This is a genomic window from Bacillus sp. FDAARGOS_235 (genome assembly GCF_002073415.2).
GTDB classification, from domain to species: Bacteria; Bacillota; Bacilli; order Bacillales; family Bacillaceae_G; genus Bacillus_A; species Bacillus_A toyonensis.
On record NZ_CP020437.2, the window covers coordinates 646,201 to 670,146 of the forward strand.

21 protein-coding genes are annotated in these 23,946 nt (G+C 32.5%); 5 read left to right on the top strand and 16 right to left on the bottom strand.

Translation table 11 applies throughout. The features are described 5' to 3' along the window. Positions 1-170 precede the first annotated feature (170 nt). From A6J74_RS04985 to A6J74_RS04995, 3 genes are all read right to left on the bottom strand, one after another. Positions 171-320: an aspartyl-phosphate phosphatase Spo0E family protein gene (locus tag A6J74_RS04985; protein WP_000424361.1), complete on the bottom strand. Its 150-nt coding sequence runs from the start codon at positions 318-320 to the stop codon at positions 171-173. A gap of 169 nt (positions 321-489) precedes the next feature. Continuing rightward, entirely contained in the window at positions 490-1,437 is a 948-nt protein-coding gene (locus A6J74_RS04990) for a hypothetical protein (RefSeq protein ID WP_000428927.1), read from the bottom strand. A 33-nt stretch (positions 1,438-1,470) separates the two neighbouring features. Continuing rightward, complete coding sequence (locus tag A6J74_RS04995; RefSeq protein ID WP_000582249.1) at positions 1,471-2,031, bottom strand: helix-turn-helix domain-containing protein; 561 nt, start codon at positions 2,029-2,031, stop codon at positions 1,471-1,473. A gap of 171 nt (positions 2,032-2,202) precedes the next feature. On the opposite strand from A6J74_RS04995, the gene A6J74_RS05000 reads away from it, so the two are divergent. After that, entirely contained in the window at positions 2,203-3,090 is an 888-nt protein-coding gene (locus A6J74_RS05000; protein WP_000842526.1) for a DMT family transporter, read from the top strand. Positions 3,091-3,132: 42 nt separating this feature from the next. On the opposite strand, the gene A6J74_RS05005 is transcribed toward A6J74_RS05000, so the two are convergent. The 3 genes from A6J74_RS05005 to catA form a co-directional block, all read right to left on the bottom strand. Continuing rightward, positions 3,133-3,642 (bottom strand): GNAT family N-acetyltransferase, encoded by a 510-nt coding sequence (locus tag A6J74_RS05005; RefSeq protein ID WP_000406153.1) that lies wholly within the window; start codon positions 3,640-3,642, stop codon positions 3,133-3,135. 159 nt (positions 3,643-3,801) lie between these two features. After that, positions 3,802-4,746 (bottom strand): GNAT family N-acetyltransferase, encoded by a 945-nt coding sequence (locus tag A6J74_RS05010; RefSeq protein ID WP_002048030.1) that lies wholly within the window; start codon positions 4,744-4,746, stop codon positions 3,802-3,804. 221 nt (positions 4,747-4,967) lie between these two features. Then, positions 4,968-5,615, bottom strand: coding sequence for a type A chloramphenicol O-acetyltransferase (catA, locus tag A6J74_RS05015; protein ID WP_000668560.1), 648 nt, complete (start codon positions 5,613-5,615; stop codon positions 4,968-4,970). Positions 5,616-5,917: 302 nt separating this feature from the next. Between catA and A6J74_RS05020 the strand changes: the two genes are divergently transcribed. After that, entirely contained in the window at positions 5,918-6,100 is a 183-nt protein-coding gene (locus tag A6J74_RS05020) for a DUF4021 domain-containing protein (RefSeq protein ID WP_000543745.1), read from the top strand. A 47-nt stretch (positions 6,101-6,147) separates the two neighbouring features. Here the strand turns inward: A6J74_RS05020 and A6J74_RS05025 are convergent, their stop codons facing one another. Then, a complete protein-coding gene (locus A6J74_RS05025) occupies positions 6,148-8,379 on the bottom strand; it encodes an MMPL family transporter (RefSeq protein ID WP_000716532.1) in 2,232 nt (743 codons plus the stop codon). A gap of 121 nt (positions 8,380-8,500) precedes the next feature. Between A6J74_RS05025 and A6J74_RS05030 the strand changes: the two genes are divergently transcribed. Then, positions 8,501-9,124, top strand: a complete 624-nt coding sequence (locus tag A6J74_RS05030; RefSeq protein ID WP_000436004.1) for a TetR/AcrR family transcriptional regulator — start codon at positions 8,501-8,503, stop codon at positions 9,122-9,124. Between the two features lie 124 nt (positions 9,125-9,248). On the opposite strand, the gene A6J74_RS05035 is transcribed toward A6J74_RS05030, so the two are convergent. Together A6J74_RS05035 and A6J74_RS05040 are read right to left on the bottom strand one after the other, a co-directional pair. Beyond that, positions 9,249-9,902 (bottom strand): MBL fold metallo-hydrolase, encoded by a 654-nt coding sequence (locus tag A6J74_RS05035; RefSeq protein WP_000401507.1) that lies wholly within the window; start codon positions 9,900-9,902, stop codon positions 9,249-9,251. A gap of 66 nt (positions 9,903-9,968) precedes the next feature. Further along, positions 9,969-10,376: a GNAT family N-acetyltransferase gene (locus A6J74_RS05040; RefSeq protein WP_001065229.1), complete on the bottom strand. Its 408-nt coding sequence runs from the start codon at positions 10,374-10,376 to the stop codon at positions 9,969-9,971. A 534-nt stretch (positions 10,377-10,910) separates the two neighbouring features. Between A6J74_RS05040 and A6J74_RS05045 the strand changes: the two genes are divergently transcribed. Both A6J74_RS05045 and A6J74_RS05050 read left to right on the top strand, forming a co-directional pair. After that, positions 10,911-11,351, top strand: coding sequence for a MarR family winged helix-turn-helix transcriptional regulator (locus tag A6J74_RS05045; RefSeq protein WP_000018437.1), 441 nt, complete (start codon positions 10,911-10,913; stop codon positions 11,349-11,351). A gap of 33 nt (positions 11,352-11,384) precedes the next feature. Then, positions 11,385-12,206: a class I SAM-dependent methyltransferase gene (locus A6J74_RS05050; RefSeq protein WP_000237906.1), complete on the top strand. Its 822-nt coding sequence runs from the start codon at positions 11,385-11,387 to the stop codon at positions 12,204-12,206. A gap of 429 nt (positions 12,207-12,635) precedes the next feature. Here A6J74_RS05050 and A6J74_RS05055 read toward each other — a convergent pair whose 3' ends face one another. From A6J74_RS05055 to A6J74_RS05090, 7 genes are all read right to left on the bottom strand, one after another. After that, positions 12,636-13,133 carry a DM13 domain-containing protein gene (locus A6J74_RS05055; protein WP_000824730.1) on the bottom strand — a complete coding sequence of 166 codons (498 nt, stop codon included), beginning with the start codon at positions 13,131-13,133 and terminating at the stop codon, positions 12,636-12,638. 76 nt (positions 13,134-13,209) lie between these two features. Beyond that, positions 13,210-14,289, bottom strand: a complete 1,080-nt coding sequence (locus tag A6J74_RS05060; protein WP_001239395.1) for a sensor histidine kinase — start codon at positions 14,287-14,289, stop codon at positions 13,210-13,212. Continuing rightward, positions 14,286-14,999, bottom strand: coding sequence for a response regulator transcription factor (locus A6J74_RS05065; RefSeq protein ID WP_000746049.1), 714 nt, complete (start codon positions 14,997-14,999; stop codon positions 14,286-14,288). The genes A6J74_RS05060 and A6J74_RS05065 overlap by 4 nt, the downstream gene beginning before the upstream one ends. Before the next feature lie 292 nt (positions 15,000-15,291). Continuing rightward, positions 15,292-17,508, bottom strand: a complete 2,217-nt coding sequence (locus tag A6J74_RS05070; RefSeq protein ID WP_000811548.1) for a binary toxin-like calcium binding domain-containing protein — start codon at positions 17,506-17,508, stop codon at positions 15,292-15,294. Between the two features lie 266 nt (positions 17,509-17,774). Beyond that, the gene (locus tag A6J74_RS05075; protein ID WP_000584266.1) at positions 17,775-20,180 is read right to left on the bottom strand and encodes a PAS domain S-box protein; all 2,406 of its coding nucleotides are present in this window, start codon (positions 20,178-20,180) and stop codon (positions 17,775-17,777) included. A 270-nt stretch (positions 20,181-20,450) separates the two neighbouring features. Then, entirely contained in the window at positions 20,451-20,858 is a 408-nt protein-coding gene (locus A6J74_RS05080) for a hypothetical protein (protein WP_000866988.1), read from the bottom strand. A gap of 477 nt (positions 20,859-21,335) precedes the next feature. Beyond that, complete coding sequence (locus A6J74_RS05090) at positions 21,336-23,150, bottom strand: acyltransferase family protein (protein WP_000165414.1); 1,815 nt, start codon at positions 23,148-23,150, stop codon at positions 21,336-21,338. Positions 23,151-23,946 lie beyond the last annotated feature (796 nt).

Below are 23,946 nucleotides of genomic sequence, written 5' to 3' on the forward strand. Positions count from 1 at the left end.
ATTTATTATACCCAATACTCCTTACATTCGACTAGCGGCTTGCGCATTCTGTAAAAAATTTGACACTATATACAAATACATTTATATACATTTAATCCGTACATAACCATCATTGTAAATGAATATATAAAAAAGAACTATAACATTTACAAATCACGTCATAGTTCTCTCTATTTTAAAAACATAAAGTAATTGATCAGTTTGTCTATTTCTTGACTTAATGCCAGTACTTTTTCATGTTGAATTCCATAATCCGATACTAAATATAAAAGTTCTTCTTTTTTTATTTCAATTACCTTTTCCAATTTTACTAGTTCCATGTCGATTTACTTCTCTCCAAACATAAAATGTATGTTATTTAGTATAGCCTACTTACATAATTAGTAAAAGTAAAATACACATGTAAAATCTTACATATTTGAAAAAACAATATGCTACTAACAAAAAAAGAAACTTATATCCTCCCTTTTTACAGATTATTAAAATTCATTACGAATGAATAACATACCGGAATTGTTCTAAGGTTATACCTTTATATTCCGGAGCTCTCTTTATATGATCAAAATAACTATATGAGAATTTGAAAACATGTCCAAAATCCCAATCAAATTCACTATAGTCCTTTAGCCAAAATTGATTTTCAGTTGGTAATACGTGAGCACGTTTAGATTCAATTAAAGGCAAATGATCTATAGGAGAATGTAGATTTATTTTAGTATTCAGCATAAGTTTTTTACTAGCACGCAGTACGTATACTAGTTTTAAAAGCGGACGTATCCCTCGTTGAAATACATCTTTATGTCCTAAATCATACATTATATTAATTGCGTGGGAAAAAGTAAGCATATGGCCAATTAAATCATGATGTGATTCTGCTCTATAAATAACCTTAAACTCCGATAGTTCATTTAAAATAAACTTAGATAATTGTTTTGGATTTCTTAATTCACTTTGTATCTCGTCATATATACTTAATTGTTTAACTTCTTTCGTCGTAAAACCAATCCACGATCTACCAGGAATTGTTTTTTGAAATGATAATATAAGATCAGTTATCCCTTCTATCGCTTGATTATTTCCCCATTTTTGTAGCTCTTTCATAGCTAATAAACTTAATGCCGCATAAATGACGTTATGCCCGACCCAATGAAGTTCATCAATTGTATATTCCAATGATTTTATTATCTTTTTTTCAGCACTTTGAAAATCAATTTCTTCTTTACTATCGATGATTTCATCTAAGTTTTTCTTGTTCAGCATCATTTTTGTATGAGAATGCATATTACGAGCTATCTCTTCTTCAATATTATTATCCTTCATGAAAAAATAACTAGCAATTGCAGCTGCCCCGTAATGTGCATGCCAAATATCCTTTGTTTGTTTTTTGCATTGAGAAATAATTGAAAGGCCGCCTTTTAACACACTTTTATTTTCCATTTTCTATCCCCCATAATAAAACTCACTTTATATTCATCCTAAAGATGGCGTTAATACAAATAAAATGTGATTCGATTCATCACTTTTATTCAAAAATCGATGCTTCACGTTTGGTGGGATACGTACAACATCACCTTCTTCTAAAAAATATTCTTTTCCTTCTAATTCCACATAAACTTCCCCTTTCATGACAACCGCAATCTCTTCCTTATCTTCATGTGAATAGTGACTTTCCGTTGTGTTTGCTTTTTTATTTAAATCCATCATTAACATTTCAATACGTGCTTTCATAAAATCAGGTGTTAATACATCATATACAATGTGATCATTATTTTCCCGATATACTTTTTTTCGATCTTTTTTCTTAGAAATGAGTGAGTCTGTATCAATATCATTAATAAAAAGTGTAAATAGCGGCACATTTAATGCTTTCGCAATTAATTCCAATACATTTAAAGAAGGATTAGCATGTCCTCTTTCAATTTGGCTAATCAGTGACGTGCTGATCCCTGCATACTCAGCAAACTCACGAATTGTCATATTATTTTTCTTACGATAACTTAAAACAGTTTGTCCAAGTCGATAGTGAATCAAAATAACTACTCCCTTTCGTCCATCATAATGTATGTTTCATTCCCTTTGTGCTGACTTACTAAACAAGGGCAAATAATCCTTTTCTATCGTCTCCGAGACTTATATACTTACCTTTGTGTATTATATCGCATTAAGTATATTATAATAAACATTCTATCGGAGGGACAGACTTTGAAATCATCTATTTTTTCATATTTCATCTTATTTTTCGGTGTATTCGCCTTATCAACTTCAGCAATTTTTGTGAAATTGGCAGATGCTCCTGCGGCAATTATTGCTTTTTATCGATTATTATTTGCTACAGTAATTCTGTTACCGTTATTACTATTTAATAAAAGGAATCGAAACGAACTAAAAACATTAGCAAAAAAACAATGGGGATTCGGATTTCTATCCGGGCTATTTTTAGCTGCACATTATGTACTATGGTTTGAATCCTTACAATATACTTCCGTAGCAAGTTCTACAGTTATCGTAACGTTACAACCTTTATTTTCAATGATTGGTGGTTACTTTTTATTTAAAGAGAGATTTACGAAAGGAGCGGTTATCGGTTGCCTCATTGCCATTTCAGGAAGTATCGTCATCGGTTGGCAAGATTTCCAAATTAGTGGCGACGCTTTATACGGAGATATTTTAGCATTTATGGCGGCCGGCATTATTACAGCTTACTTTTTCATTAGTCAACACATTCGTAAAGATTTATCTCTTATACCATATTCGGTAATTAGTTATGGAAGTAGCGCATGCTTTCTCGGTATATTTGCTTATATGCAGCAACAATCTTTCATTCATTACGCTACACAAACTTGGTTGTCCTTTATTGGACTAGCTTTCATTGCAACGATTTTAGGACAAACGATATTCAATTGGTTATTAAAATGGATGAGCGCTACTGTTATTTCAATGAGTATTTTAGGTGAAACAATTGGTACTTGTGTTCTAGCATATTTTATTTTGAGTGAAACCATTACTTTACAACAAGCACTAGGAATTTCAATTATTTTCATTGGATTAACATTATTTTTATTACAACCGAAACTAGTGAATCGCAAATGACAATTAAAAAAGCATGACATTGATTTGTCATGCTTTTACATATTAATTATGTACAATTAAACCATCAGGTCTAAAACGACTCATCATAATTTCATTTATAAACTTTCCGTGAGCCTTTAAATTCCCTACCTTTACCCCTTCTACTACAAACCCAAATTTTTCATATAGATCTTTTGCTTTCGGATTCGTTTCTAATACACCAAGTTCTACTCTCTCTAACATTAACCAATTATCAGCTAAATCAAGCATTTTTGTAAGAAGTGCTTTGCCAATACCTTTATTATGATATTCACTGTCTACCCCAATAAATAAATCGCCTGAATGAGATCTTCGTCCCGGACTTTGTGTTAAGCCAATAAACCCTACTACTTCCCCGTCATACTCTGCAACAAATTCAAATTGATTTGGTGCTAAGTTTCGAATTCTATTTTCCATAGCGTCTACACGCATGCTAGGTAAGAAAACCATATAAGGTAAAACCTCATCCTGTATACATATACGATGAATTGCTCTAGCATCTTGTATTTCTACTGCTCGTATGCTGATTTCCATATTCCTCACCCTCCATATAAATAGAATTATATTATCATTCTAGAAACCTATATTAAATCATTCCCCACATGTATGTCTTTATGTTATTTCTACATAATTATTTTAGTATAACACTTAGTTTCCAAACACCTTATCCTAACAACCTAATAACCCTATACTTTAAATTTTCACCTTATTATATAGCTCAAGAAAATTCTCTATTGGAATACCATTTATTTTCATACCAGTTACATCACAATTTACTATTTCAATATTTTTCAGGTTACTATTATGCATTGTACTACCTTCCAAATCACAGTTTTCAAATGAAAGAGGTTCCTTCTCATCTCCAAGACTTGTATTTTTGAATTGCACTCCACCTAATGTCACCAAATTAAATGTACTACTAGAAAGATTTAAATCTGCATATGAAGACCTTCTAAAGTTTATATTCCTAAACTTTGATTGACTTACATTACAATTACTCATATTCATATGCATTATATTACTACCAACAAATGCACTATTTTTTAAATTTACTTGATAATATTCTGTATGAACCAAATTACAGTTTTCGTATTGACCATTTTTCATATCTTTATTTTTAATTAGGTTCTCTTCACCTGCACCTACATTTTTTCTTTTTACATAGCAATACTCATCTTCAGATTTAAAAATGATTTCATAGCCCATTTTTTTATAAAAATGATGATTATTAACTTGTCTACTAGATGTTTCAAGATCCCAAATCCTTATGTTCGGAAATTTTTCTTCTATTAACTTAATAATCCTTGATCCAATTCCTTTTCCTTGAAGAAAAGGCTCTACAAAAATACGATCGATTCTTCCGTACGATTTACCAGAGATCGTAACTATAATTCCCCCGATTATTTTTTCATCCATTATCACTTTGTAAGAATCCAATTCTTCAATTGAATATTTCATCATTTCAACTGAAGAATATCCTGGCGGTTGAATGTTATAATCAATTACATCATCTTGGCCGCATAACCACCGCTTCGCTTCTTCGTCAAATGTTCTTTTCATTATTTCTGTTAACTTTTCAGCATCTAAAATTGTAGCTTTTTCTATAGATATTATTGTCATTTTTGTGTTCCCCTTCATTGTTACAATCTCATAACTTTTGTAATCTATATAGTTATAAAATAAAGAAAATTAAAATCAATCACTCTCTTTACTATTAAACTACAAATCAACCTATATTTTCCACTGTTACTTAGTATGAATGAATAAAAAGAAGAGAACATGTAATATACACATGTTCTCTTCTTTTTATTTTACGCTTATTCATTTTCAATTTTATATAATTAAAAATTTGATATTACTTAAAGCCATTCGTTACATGTATTAACTAGTTCCTGTAAATCCTCTATAAAACGACTCGCATGATATCCATCACAAACCGCATGATGTACTTGCAATGAAAAAGGTAGCATTACCTTGCTTCCATCATTGAAATATTTTCCGCAAGTTATAATTGGTAATAGAAAATCACCATCATTATTAATATTTAAATTAAATCCTGTAAAACTAGTCCAAGGTATCCCAGAAATCGGATAAACATTTGGCGGAATATTTTCTTTCGGGAAGAGACCATGAACATTAGCAAAACATTTCATATCCTCTTCATAGTTTTTATAGAAAATGTGGAAATCACTAGAATAATCCGTCCATATACTTGAAAAAGATTTATCACCTTTATGAAAGATTGTATAACTAGGTATCATTTCCTCCCAATACCCTAAAACTCCTTCATCATTAAAACATGTTCGAAATTCTTTATGTTTATTTATCATTCTAGAAATTATATAAATAAAAGTCGGATAAAATTTTATTTCCTTTTGATGTATTTTCTCTAGCATCATCGTAATATCAACATTCGCTGTCATACTAAACGAACACTTTAATTTTAAATAATGTTCAAAATACTGCTCTCTATTCCAATTTTCTCTGTCAATTACATGAAACTTCATTTCATTAGCCTCCTAAAATTTCATTTTTATTTTAGAAGGCTAATTTCCTTGTTTTCACCACACTTGTTCACTCCTTATAGTTTACATTTATACTCACGTTTTTATTTAATTATATAACATTTGCAAAAATCCATTCACATATTTCTTGCAATCCATCCACATACTATTAATAATGTGAAACTTTAATCAGTGGGGGCAGTTGATCCCCCACCTAACCTTCTTTGTTTTTGCCGAATTTTGAGGTGGAGGTCTTACTGTCCGTTAATGCGGGATAAATCAAATGACGTTTGGAGGATTCAAACATGCATGATAAAAATGAAAATAAAAAAGTAAATGTTATCGAAAACACTACATCTATTCACAATAATAATACTGCAAATTTAACTAGCGAAGAACAAGCAATGAACGGCTTATACGGAATGCCCGAAACAACCATTGAAGATGCTGATCACGCTGTAACTGATGATTTGACTTCAAAAAATTAATGAACTACATAGAAAAAAGCCAAGGAAAATATCCTCGGCTTTTTTAACTATGCATCCACTTTTTGTATTTCTTCACTCTTTTTTGAAAGTTTCCCTGGCCAAAAAGCAAAGCGACCTAAAACAACTGTAATTGCCGGTACAAGTAACGGTCTTACAATAAACGTATCAAGTAAAACTCCAATTGCCGTCACAATACCAAATTGAACTAAAACTTGAATCGGTAACGTACCTAACACCGCAAAAGTTCCTGCTAAAATTAAACCTGCGGATGTAATGACACTTCCTGTTTGTATAACACCATTTTTTACTGCATCCAAGTGATTTTGTGTCTTTCTGTTTTTCCATATTTCTGAAACCATAAAGATATTATAATCTTCACCTAAAGCAACTAAAAATACGAATGCGTATAGCGGTATCGCCCCTTGTATTGCCGGCGCTCCCATACCAAAGTGAAGTAATATCCATCCTGCTCCTAATGCAGAGAAGAATGATAAAACAACTGTTACTATTAAATAAATCATCGCTACAATTGATCGTAAGTAGACAAGTAATAGTAAAGCTATAATACTAATCATTACTGGAATAATAACTGCTTCATCACGTTCCGTAATTTGTTTTGTGTCATATAGTGACGCTGTTTCTCCACCAATCCACAATTGACCTTCAACATCATTAATCCCCGCATCTTTTAATACTTTTTCTACACTATTTTTCAATTTAGGGATTTGATCTAGCGCTTCAATTGCGTACGGATTTTCCGCTAAAGAAACTTCATACATTTGTATTTGTTTATTTTCTTTTCCCTCTTTTGGCTCTTTCACTGTATTTACAAAAGAAAATTTCTCTATCTCTTGTTTAATAGGAAGCTCTTTTCCTTTCGTATTAACAACAACTTTTACTGGCGCTAGTTCTCCAGCTGAAAAATGATCACTAATTAACGTAAACCCTTCACGTGAAGGCATATCCTTCGGAAACGATTCTAAAAGGTCATATGTGTATTGAATACGTGGTACGAATGAAGCTAATCCACCTAATACAAACATAGTTAGCATAATTATTGTCCACGGTCTTCGTACGACAATATCTCCAAGTTTATTACTAAAGGAGCCTTTTGATTTTTTAACTTCTATTACTTTCTGTTTCTTTCTTGCAAACTCCTCATTCATCGCAGTTGTTCTTGGTATAAACGGGAAGAATGCAACTCTGCCGAAAATTAATAAAAATGCAGGAAGAATTGTTAAAGCAGCAACCCCCATTATGAATACAGCAACACTAAATGGTACTGCAAATCGATGAAAGGCGCCGTAATGAGCAAGTAATAATGTTCCTAATCCAAGTACGACAGTTAATGCACTCATTATAATTGCCCCGCCAGATGCTTTAATCGCAAGTTGCAGCGCTTTATATTTACTTTCTTCTTCTAACAAGTACTCTCTATATCTTGAAATTAAAAATAGACAATAGTCTGTACCCGCGCCAAACAATAATACGGTCATGATTGATATCGCTTGGGCATCTACTTTAATCCACCCATGATCAGCTAAAAAACCAAGTGTAGGACTAATAATACCGTATGCAAAGCCAACAACAAGTAAAGGTAAAATTGCTAAAATTGGTGAACGGTAAAGTAAAATTAATAAAACCAATACTAATAGTACAGTAGCGACTAATAATTTCACATCAGCTTGACTAAATAAACTAACCGCATCTGTTTGAATACCTACAGGGCCAGATAATCGAACATGTAAACCAGATTCCGTTATTTTTTGTTTAAATGGATCAACATCCACCTTACTATTCACTAGTTTTCTTACATCTTCAAGATTTCCCTTTAATATATCCGTACCAGCTGATTTATTAAAGAATATCGGTGTGACAAATGATGTACCATCTTTTGATGCACTTTTTGATAATACTTGCTCTGGAATTGTATCAAATGGTGGTAACATTGATTGTTCTTTTAAAGGGCTAGCTTTTAACTCTTTATAAACGTCCTGTATGAGTTTATAGTCTTTTGACTGTAATCCACCATCTCTATGCCATACTACTAACAACGGATTTCCTGCATTATTAGGAAACTCTTTTTTCATAAGTTCTTCCGCTTGCTGTGACATAGCTGTTTCAGGTAAATTTTTCGGATTTGGTTCTTTCGTACTATTTACTTGTGGCAACGTAAATGAAAGTACTAATGTAATAAGAATCCAAACTGATAAAGTTATCCATTGCGTATTCTTCCCTGCTACAATCCTCCCTAACATATGTAACGGGTGCTTTTTCATAAAAACCCACCTTCCTTTTTTCCTCCAATATTAATTATATATACTGGTCAGTTAATTAATCAAGAAAGATTAAAAATTATGTTATAATTATCTCAATAATAAATGTCAGGAGCGAATGTATTTGGAACAAAAACAACGTCCTCTCGGAAGACCTCGTCAAAATAAAAATACAAAATCTACAAAAGAAATAATTTTAGAAGTTGCAACTCGATTATTTCTTACTCAAAATTATCAAGTCGTTTCCATGGATGAGGTCGCGAAAGAATGCGGTGTTACGAAAGCAACCGTCTACTATTACTATTCTACAAAAGCTGATTTATTTACCGCTACTATGATTCAAATGATGATACGTATAAGAGAGAATATGGATCAAATACTTTCCACGAATAAAACTTTGGAAGAAAGGTTGTTAGACTTCGCTACAGTATACTTACACGCAACGATGGATATTGACATGACGAACTTTATGAAAGATGCAAAACACTCTTTATGTGAAGAGCAGTTGAAAGAATTAAAAAATGCCGAAGATAACATGTATGAAGTGTTGGAAAAAGCACTTCATAACGCGATGCAACTTGGAGAAATAAGTAAAGGCAATCCTAAATTTGCTGCCCATGCTTTCGTATCTTTATTATCAATTGGGAATTTTAAGGATGAAAATCACAATCCTATTCTTGCAAATATAGATGAGTTAGCACAAGAAATCGTTTCTTTTTATTGGAACGGGTTAGGTCATTCGTATTAAATAAATTCCCTTTAATAAAAGAGCATATTTGAATTTTTCTCAAACATGCTCTTTTATCAATTACGTGTTTTATTTATATACTTACAATTAGATTATTCTTTAGCACAAATTCAAAATTTTTTATTTACAAATTTTGAATTTGTGCATTTATATTCCCTTTACTTAATCCCCCATGGTAACAAACTACGGATTCAATATCTAGATTTAAATACTTCTTCAAAGACTGTTGTGCTTCCTGAACATCCAAAGTAGTTGGAGCATGAATTCCTCCTAACATTCCATTTGCACTATACATTGAATCCCCAGCGATAAGAGTTTTACTTTGTTTCAAATATAAACTAATATGACCCGGCGTGTGTCCTGGCGTATGGAGAATTAGTATGCCACCGCAATACGGAAGTTCTTGTCCATCAATCACAGTATCACTCACTTTTCCTTTTGGTGGATTCTCCACATTTCCACCTTTCAATAAAGGTAAATCTCCTTCAATATATGGCTTATCTAGCTCGTGCGCATAAACTTTAATATTACTTCCACAATTCTGCAACAACTTTGGAAGACTACCTGTATGATCTATATCCTGATGCGTTAAAATCACAGCTTTTAATTTATCAAACGATACGCCAACTCTCTCCATCTCTACTTGTATATCTTCAATTTGTCCAGGGAAGCCAGTATCTATTAATACTGCCATTTCATCATCCCATAAAAGAATTGGGTGAATAATAAATCCTTGAAATTCAAGTTGTAACATTTCTACTCCTTTAGCAATCTCCATACAGCAATTCTCCTTTATACTGAAGTTTGAAAATATGTACGAGTAAACTGAAAATATAAAGCGCCGCTATCTTTTAAGATGTTTTGTCATCCCAACAGAGAATACCTCAAACCCTATAGATTCATAGTAAGATTGCAATTTTTCCACACACATAAGTTGGGGAATAACTTTGTTTTGTTCACAGTGCTGGATTAATCGTTCCACTATTTCTTTTCCAATGCCAATGGACTGATATTTTGGCAATACACATACACCGCAAATAACGCCTGTTATTACACCATCTGATATAATACGCCCCATCCCAACTAACTCTTTATCATCAAAAGCATAAATTACATACCAACTTTGTTTACACATTTGTTCCAATTCATTCAGCGTTAAATTAAGAGAATTCCATTCTAAAGATTCATATAAGCTTAATAATCCATTGAAATCTGTTGGGTGTTTAATTGTGTAATTTATTCTATTATTCATGTAAATACTCCTTATTCCTTCGTTTGTTTGTATTTTATAAAATTCCCCTTATTAATATGAAATTAATTTAAATAAACTTCCATAAAAATAATAAAATTCCTACTCAACATAAAATAAAAAGAAGTTAACCTCACCTCAGTTAACTTCTTTTATAAAAATCTATTATTATATTATCAACCAAAAATCATACAGCTACAGACGATAAGAACAAACAAAACTAATAAACCATTTGAGAAATAACCCATAGAATACTACCCCTTTATTTCATTATGTAAAAGATTTTATCATAAAATTATTTACAACATAATAACTGAAAAAGACATTACATTCATTAGTTACGTATATTTAGTAATATTTTAATTTTAGCCATATTCGCCTTTTCTAAAATCAATTCTCCTCCTCCTCTGCTTTAGTCCACATAATCTCAAAATAACAAATTAGTAAATGTTAATTTACTATAATAAGTTTAAACATTTGATTTATAGCTAAATTAGTAATAAAATAATGACTAAATCCAAAAAGGAAGCGAAAATAATGTCTCATAAAGAATTATTAAACGAATACATGAATTTATTATTAAATATGTCAGGTACTTTCAAATTTCTATCAGAAAAATCCTCTGAATTTACACATTTAGAACAACACGTAGTGGAGTATCTCGCCCAGCAAAAAGTACCTGTAAATTCAAAGATGATTGCTAATTATTTAAACATTCCTAAGCAACAATTAAGTGTAACTTTACGTAATTTAGAACTAAACGGCTATATTGTAAAAAAACAAGATACGGTAGACAAAAGAGCTGTATTAATTTCTCTGACAGAAAAGGCTGAAAAGGTACATTATGAGAGATGGAAACAAATTTATAAAAATTTCACAGTAAACCTCGAAAAGTTATCTGAAGAAGATAGGCGGGATTTAACTTACGGACTATATAAAACAAATACAATGCTCTCAAAAATGTTACATAACGACTAAATATATTGTTTATGATTAAACGGAGGATGTTTCATGGTTAAAGAGTTAGATTTACAATCAGTACAAGGTACGATGCTTATTCCCCTATGGGGACGAGCATATGGCAGCGAGAAAAATAAGGATATTTTAGATGATACAGAGGCTATTCGAATAATTAAAGAATGCGATTTTGACTTCTCGACAATAGCAAATACATTTGGCGAATACGGATGTATCACATACATTACTCGTGCACGAAAAATTGATGATACGATAAAACAATTTATAGCAAAACACCCGAACGCCACTATAGTAAATATCGGTTCAGGAGTAGATACTACTTTTTCAAGAATTGATAACGGTACAATACATTGGTATAACCTTGATTTACCCGATGCAATCTCTTTTCGCAAGACTTTAATTGAAGATACACCGAGGAATATTAGCATCACTAAATCATTTTTTGATACTTCTTGGTTTGACGATATAAGATATGATCCAAACGACGGTATTCTTTTTATATCAGCAGGTGTATTTTATTACTTTAAAGAAGAAGATTTAAAAGAGATCATAGTTGCTATGTCAAAACGTTTTCCTGGAGGAGAGCTATATTTTGATGCTGAATCAAAATTCGCACTGAACCTTTCGAATGCAACCGTAAAAAAATCTGGTAATAACGGCGCGATGATGTATTTTTATGTAAACAATCCAAAATCAATAGAAAAATGGTCTTCTTCCATAAAAGTATTAAGTTGCTCCCCTTTTTTTAAAGGTATACCTACAAATAAAGATTGGGATGGTAGTACACGTATTATGATGCGAATTGTAAACGTAATAAAGATGTTGAAGTTTGTTCATTTGCGGTTTGAAAAATAATAAATAAAGAAGGCCGCATTACATTTATATTTAGGTTATACATGTTAAACTTAAGAAAAAGGCAGGAACATATTTGATATGTTCCTGCCTTTTTCTTATGGGGTACCGATACATAGTCATATAGCTATGAAAAGCAACTACCCCAAAATAAGAAATTTAGCATCTTAACACCCCTCAAGTGGCTTCTGTATATAATACATTTTAAATTTAATTTTTCTTGATAAATCAAAGATTTCCTGGCATACTCTTAAAATTATTTATGCACGAATAAAATCTCTTCGTAAACCTCCAATTGCACTAAAATATACAAAAATTGAGAAATATGAAAAAGACACTCTTATGAGTGCCCTTCTTAGCAACTAAGTCCGCTGCAGCTTTTACCATAACCCATATGAATTTCGTCTGTAAGAGGAAATTTTAAGTTCATATTTAATTATTAAAATAAGCCGCACCAAAGTTTTCATTAAATCTTTTACACCAAACAGAAACCGAACCATATTCATTTACATCTATCCCTTCAGGAATTTCGTAGTTTTGGTCTCCTTTATTTCCCTTTAATTTTCCTAATTCAATATACTGATAGTTTTTTACGTCTTCATTATTTTTCAAACGATTTGTAGGAACTAATACAACTCGTACATCTGGCCCATTTGATGTTGCAAAATTAGAAAGTCGTAAAACACGTTTTCCATCCGCTAATTGGTGAATTTTTGCCGTTCCAGTTGTTTCATGGACACCGTTTTGAAACTGACCTTCCCTTATTACTCGATCACTTTGTTGCCTTACTTCAGTTGATTGTATCTCTGCTTGTGGCAATGATTCATTTACGTGCTTATCAATAAATAATTTCTCTGGTCGGAACAATGACCATAAAATCCCCAATACAATTATTAAACCACCTATAAGCCATACATATTTTCTTTTCATAAAGTAAAAAACCTCCTGTAACATACTGTGTAGTAGTATGTTAACAAGAAGGTCTTTCATTTTTCTAACGTAAATGTTACAAAAGTCTTTCAGCCATCTTATTTTTTACTGATGTGATGGGAAGAGTGAACCAAAATTCACTTCCCTGCTTACCATCTGCGCGATTCCTTACACCAATTTCCCCTTTGTGCATTTCAATTAATGATTTTGCAATAGCTAATCCAAGTCCGGAACCTCCAGATTGTGAACTTCTTGATCGATCTGTTCTAAAAAAACGTTCAAATACACGTAATTGATCATTTGGAGAAATTCCCATTCCTTCATCCCGCATAGTGAATTGGACCTGTTGAGTTGATTTATTTTCCACTACAGTCAATTCAATTGTTCCAGAGATAGGAGAATATCGAATTGCATTATGTAATAAATTACCTATGACCCTTTCAATTTTGCAAGGCATAATCAAAAGTCGAGGTAATGTATCAGGGACATCCAATTGCACATGGATTTGTTTGTCTCCTAATAAGACAGAATGTGACTCTAATACATCTAATAGAACTTTATCTAAATGTGTGAAACTTGGGTGAAAATCTACTTGCTCAAACTCTAACTTTGAAAGATCAAATAAGTCGTTAATTAATCCATTTAATCTTTCTATTTCTTTTAAAATCGTTGCCAGGTATTGCTTTTTTATTTCAGGATCTTCAATCAGGTTATCTTGTAATGCTTCTATCATCATTTGCATGCTCGCCATAGGTGTTCGTAAGTCGTGTGAGATATTGGTAATTAGCTCCTTACGAGAGTTTTCCTGTTCCTCTAACTTAGTAAACCCTTCTTCTAATTTTTTTGCCATCTGTTGAAAAGCTGTTGCCAATTCTTTAAACTCACGTGGTTCTTGCCCAATTATATACATCGTTTCAAAGTGTCTATCACTAAATTGTTTCGTCAATTTTATTAAATTTTGTATAGATTTCATGATAGGACGTGTCATTAACCAATAAATAAACGTTGAAATAATGAATGCCACAAATGCAATTACTGTTAATAACCGCGTTTGTTCCGGTTCAAGTAACATTTTCGTCTCACTATACCATATAGCAATTACCATAATACTAGTACTTAATAGATTCATGAGTAACAATTGAATACGTAATCTCATGTTTCATTTCCTCCATTTGGCTCAAAGCGATATCCTATACCCCAAACCGTATGAATCCAACGATTCTTTATCGTATGCTTTTCGAGCTTTTCACGTAAACGACTCACTAACACGGTAACTGTGTTTGATGCTCCTTCATGTCCAAAATCCCAAATTAATTCAAGAAGCTGCGAGCGAGAAAATACTTGTTTTGGATGCTTTGCCATGAGATAAAGTACCTCAAACTCTTTCACCGTTAACTCCACTTCCTTATCACAAACAAGTACATATCTTGTCTTTGGATATATTTTTAAATCTGGAAACTCTATCACTTCCAATAGAGATTCTTTCGCTTGTATTGGTACATGGCTTCCTCTTCTTAGTATAATTTGAACCCTTAATACTAATTCACGAGGGGAAAATGGCTTTGTTAAATAATCATCTGCTCCCATTGTTAAGCCTAAAATTCGATCCCTTTCCTCTCCCTTAGCAGTTAACATAATAATAGGGACATTTGACTGTTGACGAATTTCCTCGCATAATTCCCATCCATCTTTTTTTGGCATCATCAAATCTAATATAATTAAATCTGGTTGATGTGTAAGAAATAAATCCCAACCTTCTTTACCATTTACAGCGGTATAAACTTCATATTCTTCTCTTTCTAAATACCGTTTGCATACTTCTCGAATATTTTCTTCATCTTCTACGATTAAAATTCTTTTCTTCATATACTATCCTCACTTCTTTTTCACCAATAATGCAAAATTTATTGTTTCTATTATCCAATGAAAATTCAGAAAATAAATTTTGTAATACAGATAGTAATCTTAACATTTGATTACTTATATGACTAGATAAGTATTTAAAATAGTAGTTACTAAATTATATAAATTAAAAGGAATGAGTCCGATTCAACATCGAACTCATTCCTTATTAGTAACCTAAATTATTGTATCTAACTTTACGGATTCAATTCATTTCCGGTTCTCTTTTCAAACTTAGCAACAGAACTGTTACCGATTACTGAACTCTTGATAGATTCCATGCTATAGTATCAGTCCCATTCTCTCCATTACCATATTTCATATAATCGATTAAATATCCTACCTTTAACTTGTTACCATTAGATAGTATGTTCCATTGCTTATGGTATCCAGTGAAATTCTTTGGATATGCATGATTAAATTTAAAAGTACTTGCATTCTGTTTTTGATCTAAATGGATATAACTATCTTGAAGTTTTAAATATGCATAATCTGAATAAATAGGATTTCGAAATTTAATTAATACCTCTTCATCCTTTTTAATTGGTTTTCCAGGTTTAGGTTGACCTACTCTTTCAATAATTACATTCACTTTTTCATCGCTAGATTTTTCAGCCCAAAGATACTCCCATTTATTCCCGGCATGATGACTTCCCCAATAAGCTGTATTTCCATATGAAGCTACGGTATAAGGAACCCCTTCTGTAACAAATTCACCTGAATTATCTACTACATAATCTTCAAATTCTTTATTAGCTTTAATTTCAGTATCAATCTTTTGTGTAGGGGTTAGATTGTGTGCGTCATTGATTTCAAATGTAACTTTTCTGTGCGAAGCAATTTCAGATTTAATAGGGTGTATATTTTCTCTAGACTCATATGTAAATCCATTCTCACGTTTAACTAGTGTTACTGTTTGTGACGGAGCATTCCATTTCTTACTATAAGTAGTAGGAATCTCTTTACTCACACCAAATAAACCAGGTAAAATTGTTGCCCTAATCTTTTGCGTCACAGAATCAAAACTACCTTCTACTAATGTTGGTTGCTGTAGTTTTGCAAAAGCACCGTGTACAGAGTCTTTATGTAAATAACCGCGATTTCCCTGTCCCGCTTTTAAATCGTTCAATGCATCAGTTCCATTATTAGCTGAAACTACTGATACGCTATTAGTACTTTTAGCCTTGTTTACAATATGATTTACTTTTTTCGTATCTATATTTACATGTTGAAAAACTTCGTTATAGGATAAAACTGGCGTATCAGCAAGGGATTTGTCTTTAGGAGTATATACCCTAAACTTTGGTATATTTCCTATATCTGTTTCTAATTGTTCAGTAGCTGCATTTACTCTAGACTCATATCTCCCTGAATCCCCCAAATGCATAATTTCTTCACCTTTTTCAATAGATAAATCCATTGTACTTGTAGGTAAAACTTCAATCGAAAGAAGTTCCCCTTGTTCAACAGCTTTCAATTCATCCAAAGATAAGACAATATTCGCATCTGCTTGTCCTTCTAAACTGTCAATTACTACTTCTGTTTTATTCCGTCCACCTTTTTCTGTACTTAAATAGTTTGCTTTATAACGATCTTGTGTTGCCTTTACAGTATTAATAATTTTGTTTCCTAAACGAATATTAAAATGAGGCGAAACATTTTCAGCGGATGCTGTTCCTACATTCTTATATTCCAAATGTACCCGTAATTTTGCTGCGTTCGCTGTATCCACAGTTGTTGCAGTAGACCAATCAAAATTATTTGTATAACTCTCCGTTTCCGTAGTTGTTTTTGAATATCCGTATCCCACATTTGCTGAAACACTTCCGGAAGGAACAGGACCGGCTGCTGAGCCTTCTACACCACCTGAACCACTTAAACCTACATTAAATGAATGTTGTGTAGATACACTTTTTTCCCATCCTCTGCTGACTGATCCGCCATTATTATCCGTAATGGTTGCAATAGGAATTACTTCAATTCGTTTGACACCAATTTGCAAATTCGGCATGTTGGCAACTATCGGATTGAAATTAGTATCAGAATCGTTGTTATAATTCTCAACCTCATACATATCAGTAAAAGGATCACCATCCGTATTTGCATTCATAGGATTCGATATAAATTTTGGTTTCCCTTTATCCTTCTCGGGATCCCATGCTTTCGCTTCATTTTTTCCAGTTTGTGAATTGAATTCAATTTTATATCCATTCATCTCTAAGTCGTTAGAAATACCATCTTTATCCCAATCGTTGTTTGCCATTTCAATGTTTTGTGTAATGAGTGAACCTATTTCCCCATCAGATCCGAGCGTGAAATTCTTATCTTCTTTTTTTACATTTACATTCTCTTTGAATATTTCAACTGTACCTCCTGGATTCGGTTGTTTTACATCTGCTAAAGCAGGAGATGCTAAAGTCAGTGCCATCGATACACTACCTAATACACTAATTGCTGGCTTCAATTGTTTCATTGTTATTTTTCCTCCTTGGTTTCTAGGTCAATTAGAACACCTACTAGTAAGATTAATTTCATCATATATAACAAATCTTTCTTTTCTCTCTCATAACTGTTAAAAAAGTCTCTCGTAAATGTTACAAAACACTTACAGAGTTTTTAAAATCTATATATGAAACATTAAAAAGCCGTAATATGAAGAATCGATTACAATATATACAAAAAAACAGCTAGCCAAAGCTAACTGCTTACTAATTTATAAAATTTCAGTAAAAGAATGTTTTAATTTTGAAGCGTGCAAATTGGAAGAGTGACTTCAACTATAGTTCCCTTATTCACTTCACTCTCAATAAATACCTTCCCCTGGTGTGTTTCAATAATTTTATAACATACCATTAATCCTAAGCCGATTCCCTCTTCCTTAATACTGTAAAAAGGTTCTCCTAAGTATGGTATACGTTCTTTTGGAATCCCACATCCTTGATCGATAAAGCGAATCCTTATTTGATTATTATCAAGTTTATCAAATTGAATCAAAATTTCTCCTCCTGTTGGCATGGATTCAATTGCATTTTTTATAATATTAACAAATACTTGTTTTAATTGATTTCCTTCACATGGAATCAATGGAATACCGGGTGTAAAATCAATTCTAATTTTTATATTATTCATCATTGCTTGAGGTTGCAGTAGCATTAAAACTTGATCCATTAGCACACTAATATCATTAGGTTGTATCTTTACCACCTGTGGTTTGGCTACCGCCATAAATTCATTAGTAATACTTTCTATACGCTCAATCTCTGATGATACTATATTTATATACCCCTGATTATTCTCAGTTTCCGTTGATTTTAGTAATTGCATAAACCCTTTCATTGCGGTTAATGGATTATTAATTTCATGAGCCATTGCAGTCGCTAATTGTCCTACGACAGCAAGTTTTTCAGATTTCCGTAGTAATTCTTCTGTTTTTAGCCGTTCAGTGATATCACGAGAAATACTCAGGAAAACCTTTTTACCATTTAAGTTAAAAACACGGACACTAAACTCAGTTGTTATTATTTTTCCTGTTGGAAAAGCATATTCATCTTGTAAAGTGAAGGAAGTTTCTCCCTCTCTAATTTTTTCTAACAACCTTACAATCATTTTAGAATCTTGTGGTACTACATTTGGAAATGGTAACGAGAGCAGCTCTTCTCTACTATATCCAAATCTTTTACAACCAACAGGGTTTACCTCAATGAATCGACTGGGAACATAATTTTCATTCAGCTCTACTACATATACTGCATCAGTTGCTTGTTCGATTAGTGCACGGTACTTCATTTCACTATCTTTTAATTGTTGATGTAATTGATGTCGCTCTCTTTCTGCTTGTTTTCTTTCAGAGATGTCTCTACATATTGCAGATAAAGCTATCACATTTCCTCTTACGTCTAATATAGGAGAAACTGTCAGACTGACATCAAGAAGACTTCCATCGTTACGTCGTCTAACAGTTTCTAATCTAGTAACTACGGATTCTCCTGTTAGAATTTTCTGAATATTTTCGAGTGATTCTTCCATTAAGAAATCTGGTACACAAGGTAATCTCTTACCTATGATTTCTTCTAATGACCATCCAAATATCTTTTCATAAGCTTTATTTGCTTGTAAAATATGCCCTTCTCGATCAGATATGGTAATAGCATCTACATTATGCTTTATAAATGATTCTAGTAATTCTTTGGTAGCTCTTAATTCTGATTCTACCTTTTTCCTTTCGGTTATATCGACTGTAGAACCAACAACTTCAATAACTTGTCCATTTCGTTTAATCGGCCTAAGTGCAATAAGAATAATTGTTTTATCATCTGGCCAGGGTAATTCGAATATAATTTCTTTCCCTTCCCATGCCTGAAGATAATACTTCATCAATTGTGAAACTAAATGTGGTGGAACAATAGAGGCATCAATAGTCCGTAAGCTTTTCCCTACCACCTGTTCAGAGTAAAATCCTTTTTGATAATAAAACTGTCCATCACATAAAGTGTGTATAAAGTGCTTACCCACTTTTTTAAATTTAAAAATCCCTCCTTGAAGCTCATGTACGGTATCTGTAAGTTCTTGCTTGGATTTTTTTAATTCCCGGTTCATTTTAGATAAGTCCTGTGTTAAATAATACAATCTCTGGTAGGCTTCCATAAGAAATAGCCCAATTAAAAGTCCTAACGCTATATATAATAAGCCTCCTGTGTAAAGTAATGTAGTATTAAATAATACACCAACTAACCACTTTATTCCGACAAAAATAGAAAAATATAAAGATGCACTTTTAAAAGGATGAAGGTTTTTAAAATATGTTTTAAAAGTAAAAAATAGAACACTCATACTTAAATATGCAATCACAGGTGGCTCCCAATACCCACCAATGAAAAAGATACGCATTATAATTATGCTAATTAGTGTAATCCAACCAGCAATGCGACCAAAGTAAATAAAAGATAGAATAAGAGGAACAACTCGAAGATCGTAGGAAAATCCCATGTATGGAAAAGAAAAGAGCATCAAAGTAACTGCAATAATCCCTCCATAGAATTTTTCGAAATATCGCCTGGAATGAATCAAAAACACTTGAATAAATATCGCTGCGCTAACTAATAAAGAAAAAATAGAAAGATTGATGAAATAGTCTTTAATAATCATGTAATGTCCCTCCCTGCATTAAAGATATATTCGACATAAAAACAGAAAATCCTACAAATAATATACACAGTTCAGGTGCAAAAAAATATAATTCCGTACATGACAATACATGTAAATAGTATCATATTGATTCAAATCGAAAATCAGGGCATCTTCCATTTGAACCTGTAAATCCCCCAAAAATAAGGTGTTTATTTAAATGTTATGTACAAAAAAACGTAGGAATATTTAATTCCTACGTTTTTTATAAATTAATCAATTCCTTCACTATTACGATTCTTCTAATTCCTCAATTTCGGCTTTTCGCTTTAAAAATATTGCAATATCTTTATTCTCCCTTTCTATTAAACCAAGAGCATGTCTATCATTTAAAGCTAATTCTTTATAACCCCATATATATTGTATCGTTGTCGCTTTACTATGTTTATGATCCGCAAAATACCATTCTAAAGGTTGTAAAGGGTTCGATACTTCAAACAATTCTGCTGGGTACCATGAAGGCAAGTTTGCATTTTCACCCAAGATTAGATAGTCTAATGCTCCATTCAATGAACTAATACCATAAACCACATATTCCTTATCGGTTTCTAAATTTATAATAGAGTCTCGATTATATCCTTGATCTAATAAAACCTCTGAAAATGTATCTCCTGAATTTTTTATACACATTACCTTCACATACAAGCTCCTATCAACAAAAAATTAATTTTTAAATTTAAAATCATTAAATTCGCCTGTTCTATTATTTTTAAAATAATGAATTGCTACAAGAGTTCCATTCCTAGCCACCTTCTTTGGGTCAACAAGAATCTGTCATTGGTATTCTCGTTAGAACTATTCTTTGTGGATTTGAATTAATTTTTTTCATTGCAAGTCGTTCTTTTAATGTATTTGCAGTGCTTCTACCTGCGGAGTCTCTTCCTAATATTTCAACTTCATATTTTGTATTCTTTGTAGCCTCTTCTAGTTCCTTTTCTTTTTTTTCAGGTTTGCATATATTTCATGTCAAATTACAGAAGTGAGTCAGGCCACTCTAAATCTTAGATTAGAAGAACATGAATAATATTCTTTTTTGAATTGTAATTAAACCTCAGAGTGGCACCTCATACTCAGAACCATTTCCTTACCCAACAGAAGTTAATAAAACATATTTAATTATTGCTTCACCGCTTTGGCTACAAGTGCTGCGTATGCTTCTGCACCTACTTTGGTTAAATGCACACCGTCAGGTGCAAAGTAGTCTTTCTTTCCAGCACTTGCTGCATACCAATCAACTAGAGTTACATTCGGATATTCAGATACCGTTACTTTCAGTCTCTCATTCACGATTGATTCCCACGGACGTGGTACTCTCGTATTAATAAATATGATTTTACGTTCGTTTCCAATTACTTTTATTAATGAAACAAGTTGTTCAGTAGTAAAGGCTCCATTTGTACCTAATCCAATAATGACATAATTTCCTAAATTACCTTCATATTTTAACTGTTCAACTACCGGAATCGCTTTTGACAGCTGGCGACCAATTTGGGCATCAATCCTAATATCAGGAAAAGTATTTTTTAAATACGGAGTAATATCAATCATAACGGAATCGCCTATCGCAGTAACTGTGAGTGAATTTTTAGGTTGCGCAGAATTTACTTCTCTTGATTCCCCTTGTTTTTGAGGCGTCTCTTGATTTGGATTTTCCCAAACTGCAACTGGATGTGGCGCCGGTTGTGTTTGTGCTGCTTTTACCTTATCTTGTTGAGAGTTCTCCTTAGCCTTACTAGCTTTTGATAACCCTACGACCGCTATCGACGAAACGAATAATGTACAAATTAAAGCTAACTTAACACCTAAAGTGACATTTTGAATTCTTAAATTCTTAAACTGAATGTTCCGGAGCGCACCTTGTCGGATTGGTTTTTCAATAAACTTCCATGAAATTTGCGCAATCAATATAATCAAAAGAAATTGAAGGATTGCTCTTATTAATGAAAAATCCCCAGCATTTACCTTTGGAGTCGTCAATGTAAGAATTGGATAATGCCAGAGGTATATGCCATACGATCTTATCCCTATCCAACGTAAAGGTCTAAATCGTAAAAATTGAGCAATACGACTAGCTGGATGAGCTAGATTTGCGACTAACAATGCTGTTGCAATTGATAAGAGAACCATTCCTCCCTTGTATAGAAATGGATCATATTGATTGGTCTTCCAAAACATAACCAAAATAATAATAAGGGCAATGCCCCCCACTACATCAAGAATGAAACGCGCCTTTGGGATAATTTTATTTGCAAGTCTATTGCTTGGCCAAACTAAGGCAAGTACCGCTCCGATAAGTAAGGAAAAGGCCCTCGTATCTGTACCATAATATATTCTGCTCGGATCAGCTCCAGGTTCATACAAAATTGCCATCGCTAAAGCTGAAGCAACGGCTCCCAGACAAATTAATAAAATCATACGGGATTGTTTTTTTATGTAGTAAAGCCCTAAACTAATGATAAATGGCCAAACAACGTAGAATTGTTCCTCAACTGCTAACGACCAAAAATGATTCAATGGAGAAAGCTGGTTAAAATTATCAAAGTACGATAATTTATGATAAATATACCACCAGTTACTAACATAAAATAATGCCGCTAATGAATCTCCGCGCATTTTTTCAAGTAAAGAGCTATGAAAAACTGTAATCCATGCCAACGTTATAACGAGCATAACAAGCATTCCTGGAAGCAATCTCCTTGCCCTACTAAGCCAGAATTTTTTTAAATCAATTCTCTTATTTCTCTTCCACTCTATGGCTAGAATATCTGTAATTAAATAACCTGAAAGTACAAAAAATACAGTAACTCCTAAAAATCCTCCAGGCATCCAATTAAAATTAATATGATACAAAATAACACCTAGTATAGCTAGGCCCCTTAGACTGTCCAATCCAACCATATAACGACTATTTTTTTTAAAAGGTTTAGTCATCCTACATTCACCTCTTTTTCTTGGAAATTAGGTTAATAATAACGGCACAAAGTACTATTAATCCCCTAAAATCGTATAAGCTAAACTATTACAAACATCTTTTTGTAAGGCTCTTTTTTTTATCTTTACATGCACAGTAATTAATACTTTAACACGTTATCTGGCTCTGTTGTGAAAATTTTTAAGCTAGATGTTCTTGTTGCTCTTCCGAAAAAGAGGAATATGATATATAACGTATATTTGAACATTCCCCTGCAAAATAACGTTATAAAGAAGGGCTACTGGTTATGAGCAGCCCCTCTTTTACCTTACTTCACATATACATATGTTTCATTTGAAATCACATTTTATGTCTTGCCCTTACTGTCGTGTATTTTATATTGCAGCGAACCTTGCATCAGAACAATATGTGTTCTGGTGCAAGGTTTTTTTAACTAGAATAAATTCTGGGAAAGCAAATAAGGAACATGATAGATGTGATATTTTAAAGAAAAATAATAGTAGCCATTTGCTACTATTATTTTTTTCTTTAAGTTATCATAATATGCCTGAAATTCTAAAGGGACGTGGTATGTCAATTCATCTAACAACCATTATGTGCTGAGTTCGTAAATGCGGAAATTTCATTCGTGATTTTTGAAAAATAAAACAAAAAAGAAAAACTATCTTTGAAAATGGATGAAACCTACATAAATGTCAACTAATCTATGTACGAATTCCTTTGCTTTAGCTAGGGGTTCTAGGAAATAAGGAGCCATATGCCGGTCAATTTTTCAATTAACTTGGTGTCTAGTTT

Excerpts from the sequence above, each read along its gene's own strand:
- A6J74_RS05040 (WP_001065229.1), bottom strand. The coding sequence starts at position 10,376 with ATGAATAATAGAATAAATTACACAATTAAACACCCAACAGATTTCAAT.
- A6J74_RS05050 (WP_000237906.1), top strand. The coding sequence starts at position 11,385 with ATGGTTAAAGAGTTAGATTTACAATCAGTACAAGGTACGATGCTTATT.
- A6J74_RS05065 (WP_000746049.1), bottom strand. The coding sequence starts at position 14,999 with ATGAAGAAAAGAATTTTAATCGTAGAAGATGAAGAAAATATTCGAGAA.
- A6J74_RS05035 (WP_000401507.1), bottom strand. The coding sequence starts at position 9,902 with ATGGAGATTGCTAAAGGAGTAGAAATGTTACAACTTGAATTTCAAGGA.
- A6J74_RS05060 (WP_001239395.1), bottom strand. The coding sequence starts at position 14,289 with ATGAGATTACGTATTCAATTGTTACTCATGAATCTATTAAGTACTAGT.
- A6J74_RS05055 (WP_000824730.1), bottom strand. The coding sequence starts at position 13,133 with ATGAAAAGAAAATATGTATGGCTTATAGGTGGTTTAATAATTGTATTG.
- A6J74_RS05005 (WP_000406153.1), bottom strand. The coding sequence starts at position 3,642 with ATGGAAATCAGCATACGAGCAGTAGAAATACAAGATGCTAGAGCAATT.
- A6J74_RS04985 (WP_000424361.1), bottom strand. The coding sequence starts at position 320 with ATGGAACTAGTAAAATTGGAAAAGGTAATTGAAATAAAAAAAGAAGAA.
- A6J74_RS05010 (WP_002048030.1), bottom strand. The coding sequence starts at position 4,746 with ATGAAGGGGAACACAAAAATGACAATAATATCTATAGAAAAAGCTACA.
- catA (WP_000668560.1), bottom strand. The coding sequence starts at position 5,615 with ATGAAGTTTCATGTAATTGACAGAGAAAATTGGAATAGAGAGCAGTAT.
- A6J74_RS05070 (WP_000811548.1), bottom strand. The coding sequence starts at position 17,508 with ATGAAACAATTGAAGCCAGCAATTAGTGTATTAGGTAGTGTATCGATG.
- A6J74_RS05075 (WP_000584266.1), bottom strand. The coding sequence starts at position 20,180 with ATGATTATTAAAGACTATTTCATCAATCTTTCTATTTTTTCTTTATTA.
- A6J74_RS05020 (WP_000543745.1), top strand. The coding sequence starts at position 5,918 with ATGCATGATAAAAATGAAAATAAAAAAGTAAATGTTATCGAAAACACT.
- A6J74_RS05090 (WP_000165414.1), bottom strand. The coding sequence starts at position 23,150 with ATGACTAAACCTTTTAAAAAAAATAGTCGTTATATGGTTGGATTGGAC.
- A6J74_RS05025 (WP_000716532.1), bottom strand. The coding sequence starts at position 8,379 with ATGAAAAAGCACCCGTTACATATGTTAGGGAGGATTGTAGCAGGGAAG.
- A6J74_RS05045 (WP_000018437.1), top strand. The coding sequence starts at position 10,911 with ATGTCTCATAAAGAATTATTAAACGAATACATGAATTTATTATTAAAT.
- A6J74_RS04990 (WP_000428927.1), bottom strand. The coding sequence starts at position 1,437 with ATGGAAAATAAAAGTGTGTTAAAAGGCGGCCTTTCAATTATTTCTCAA.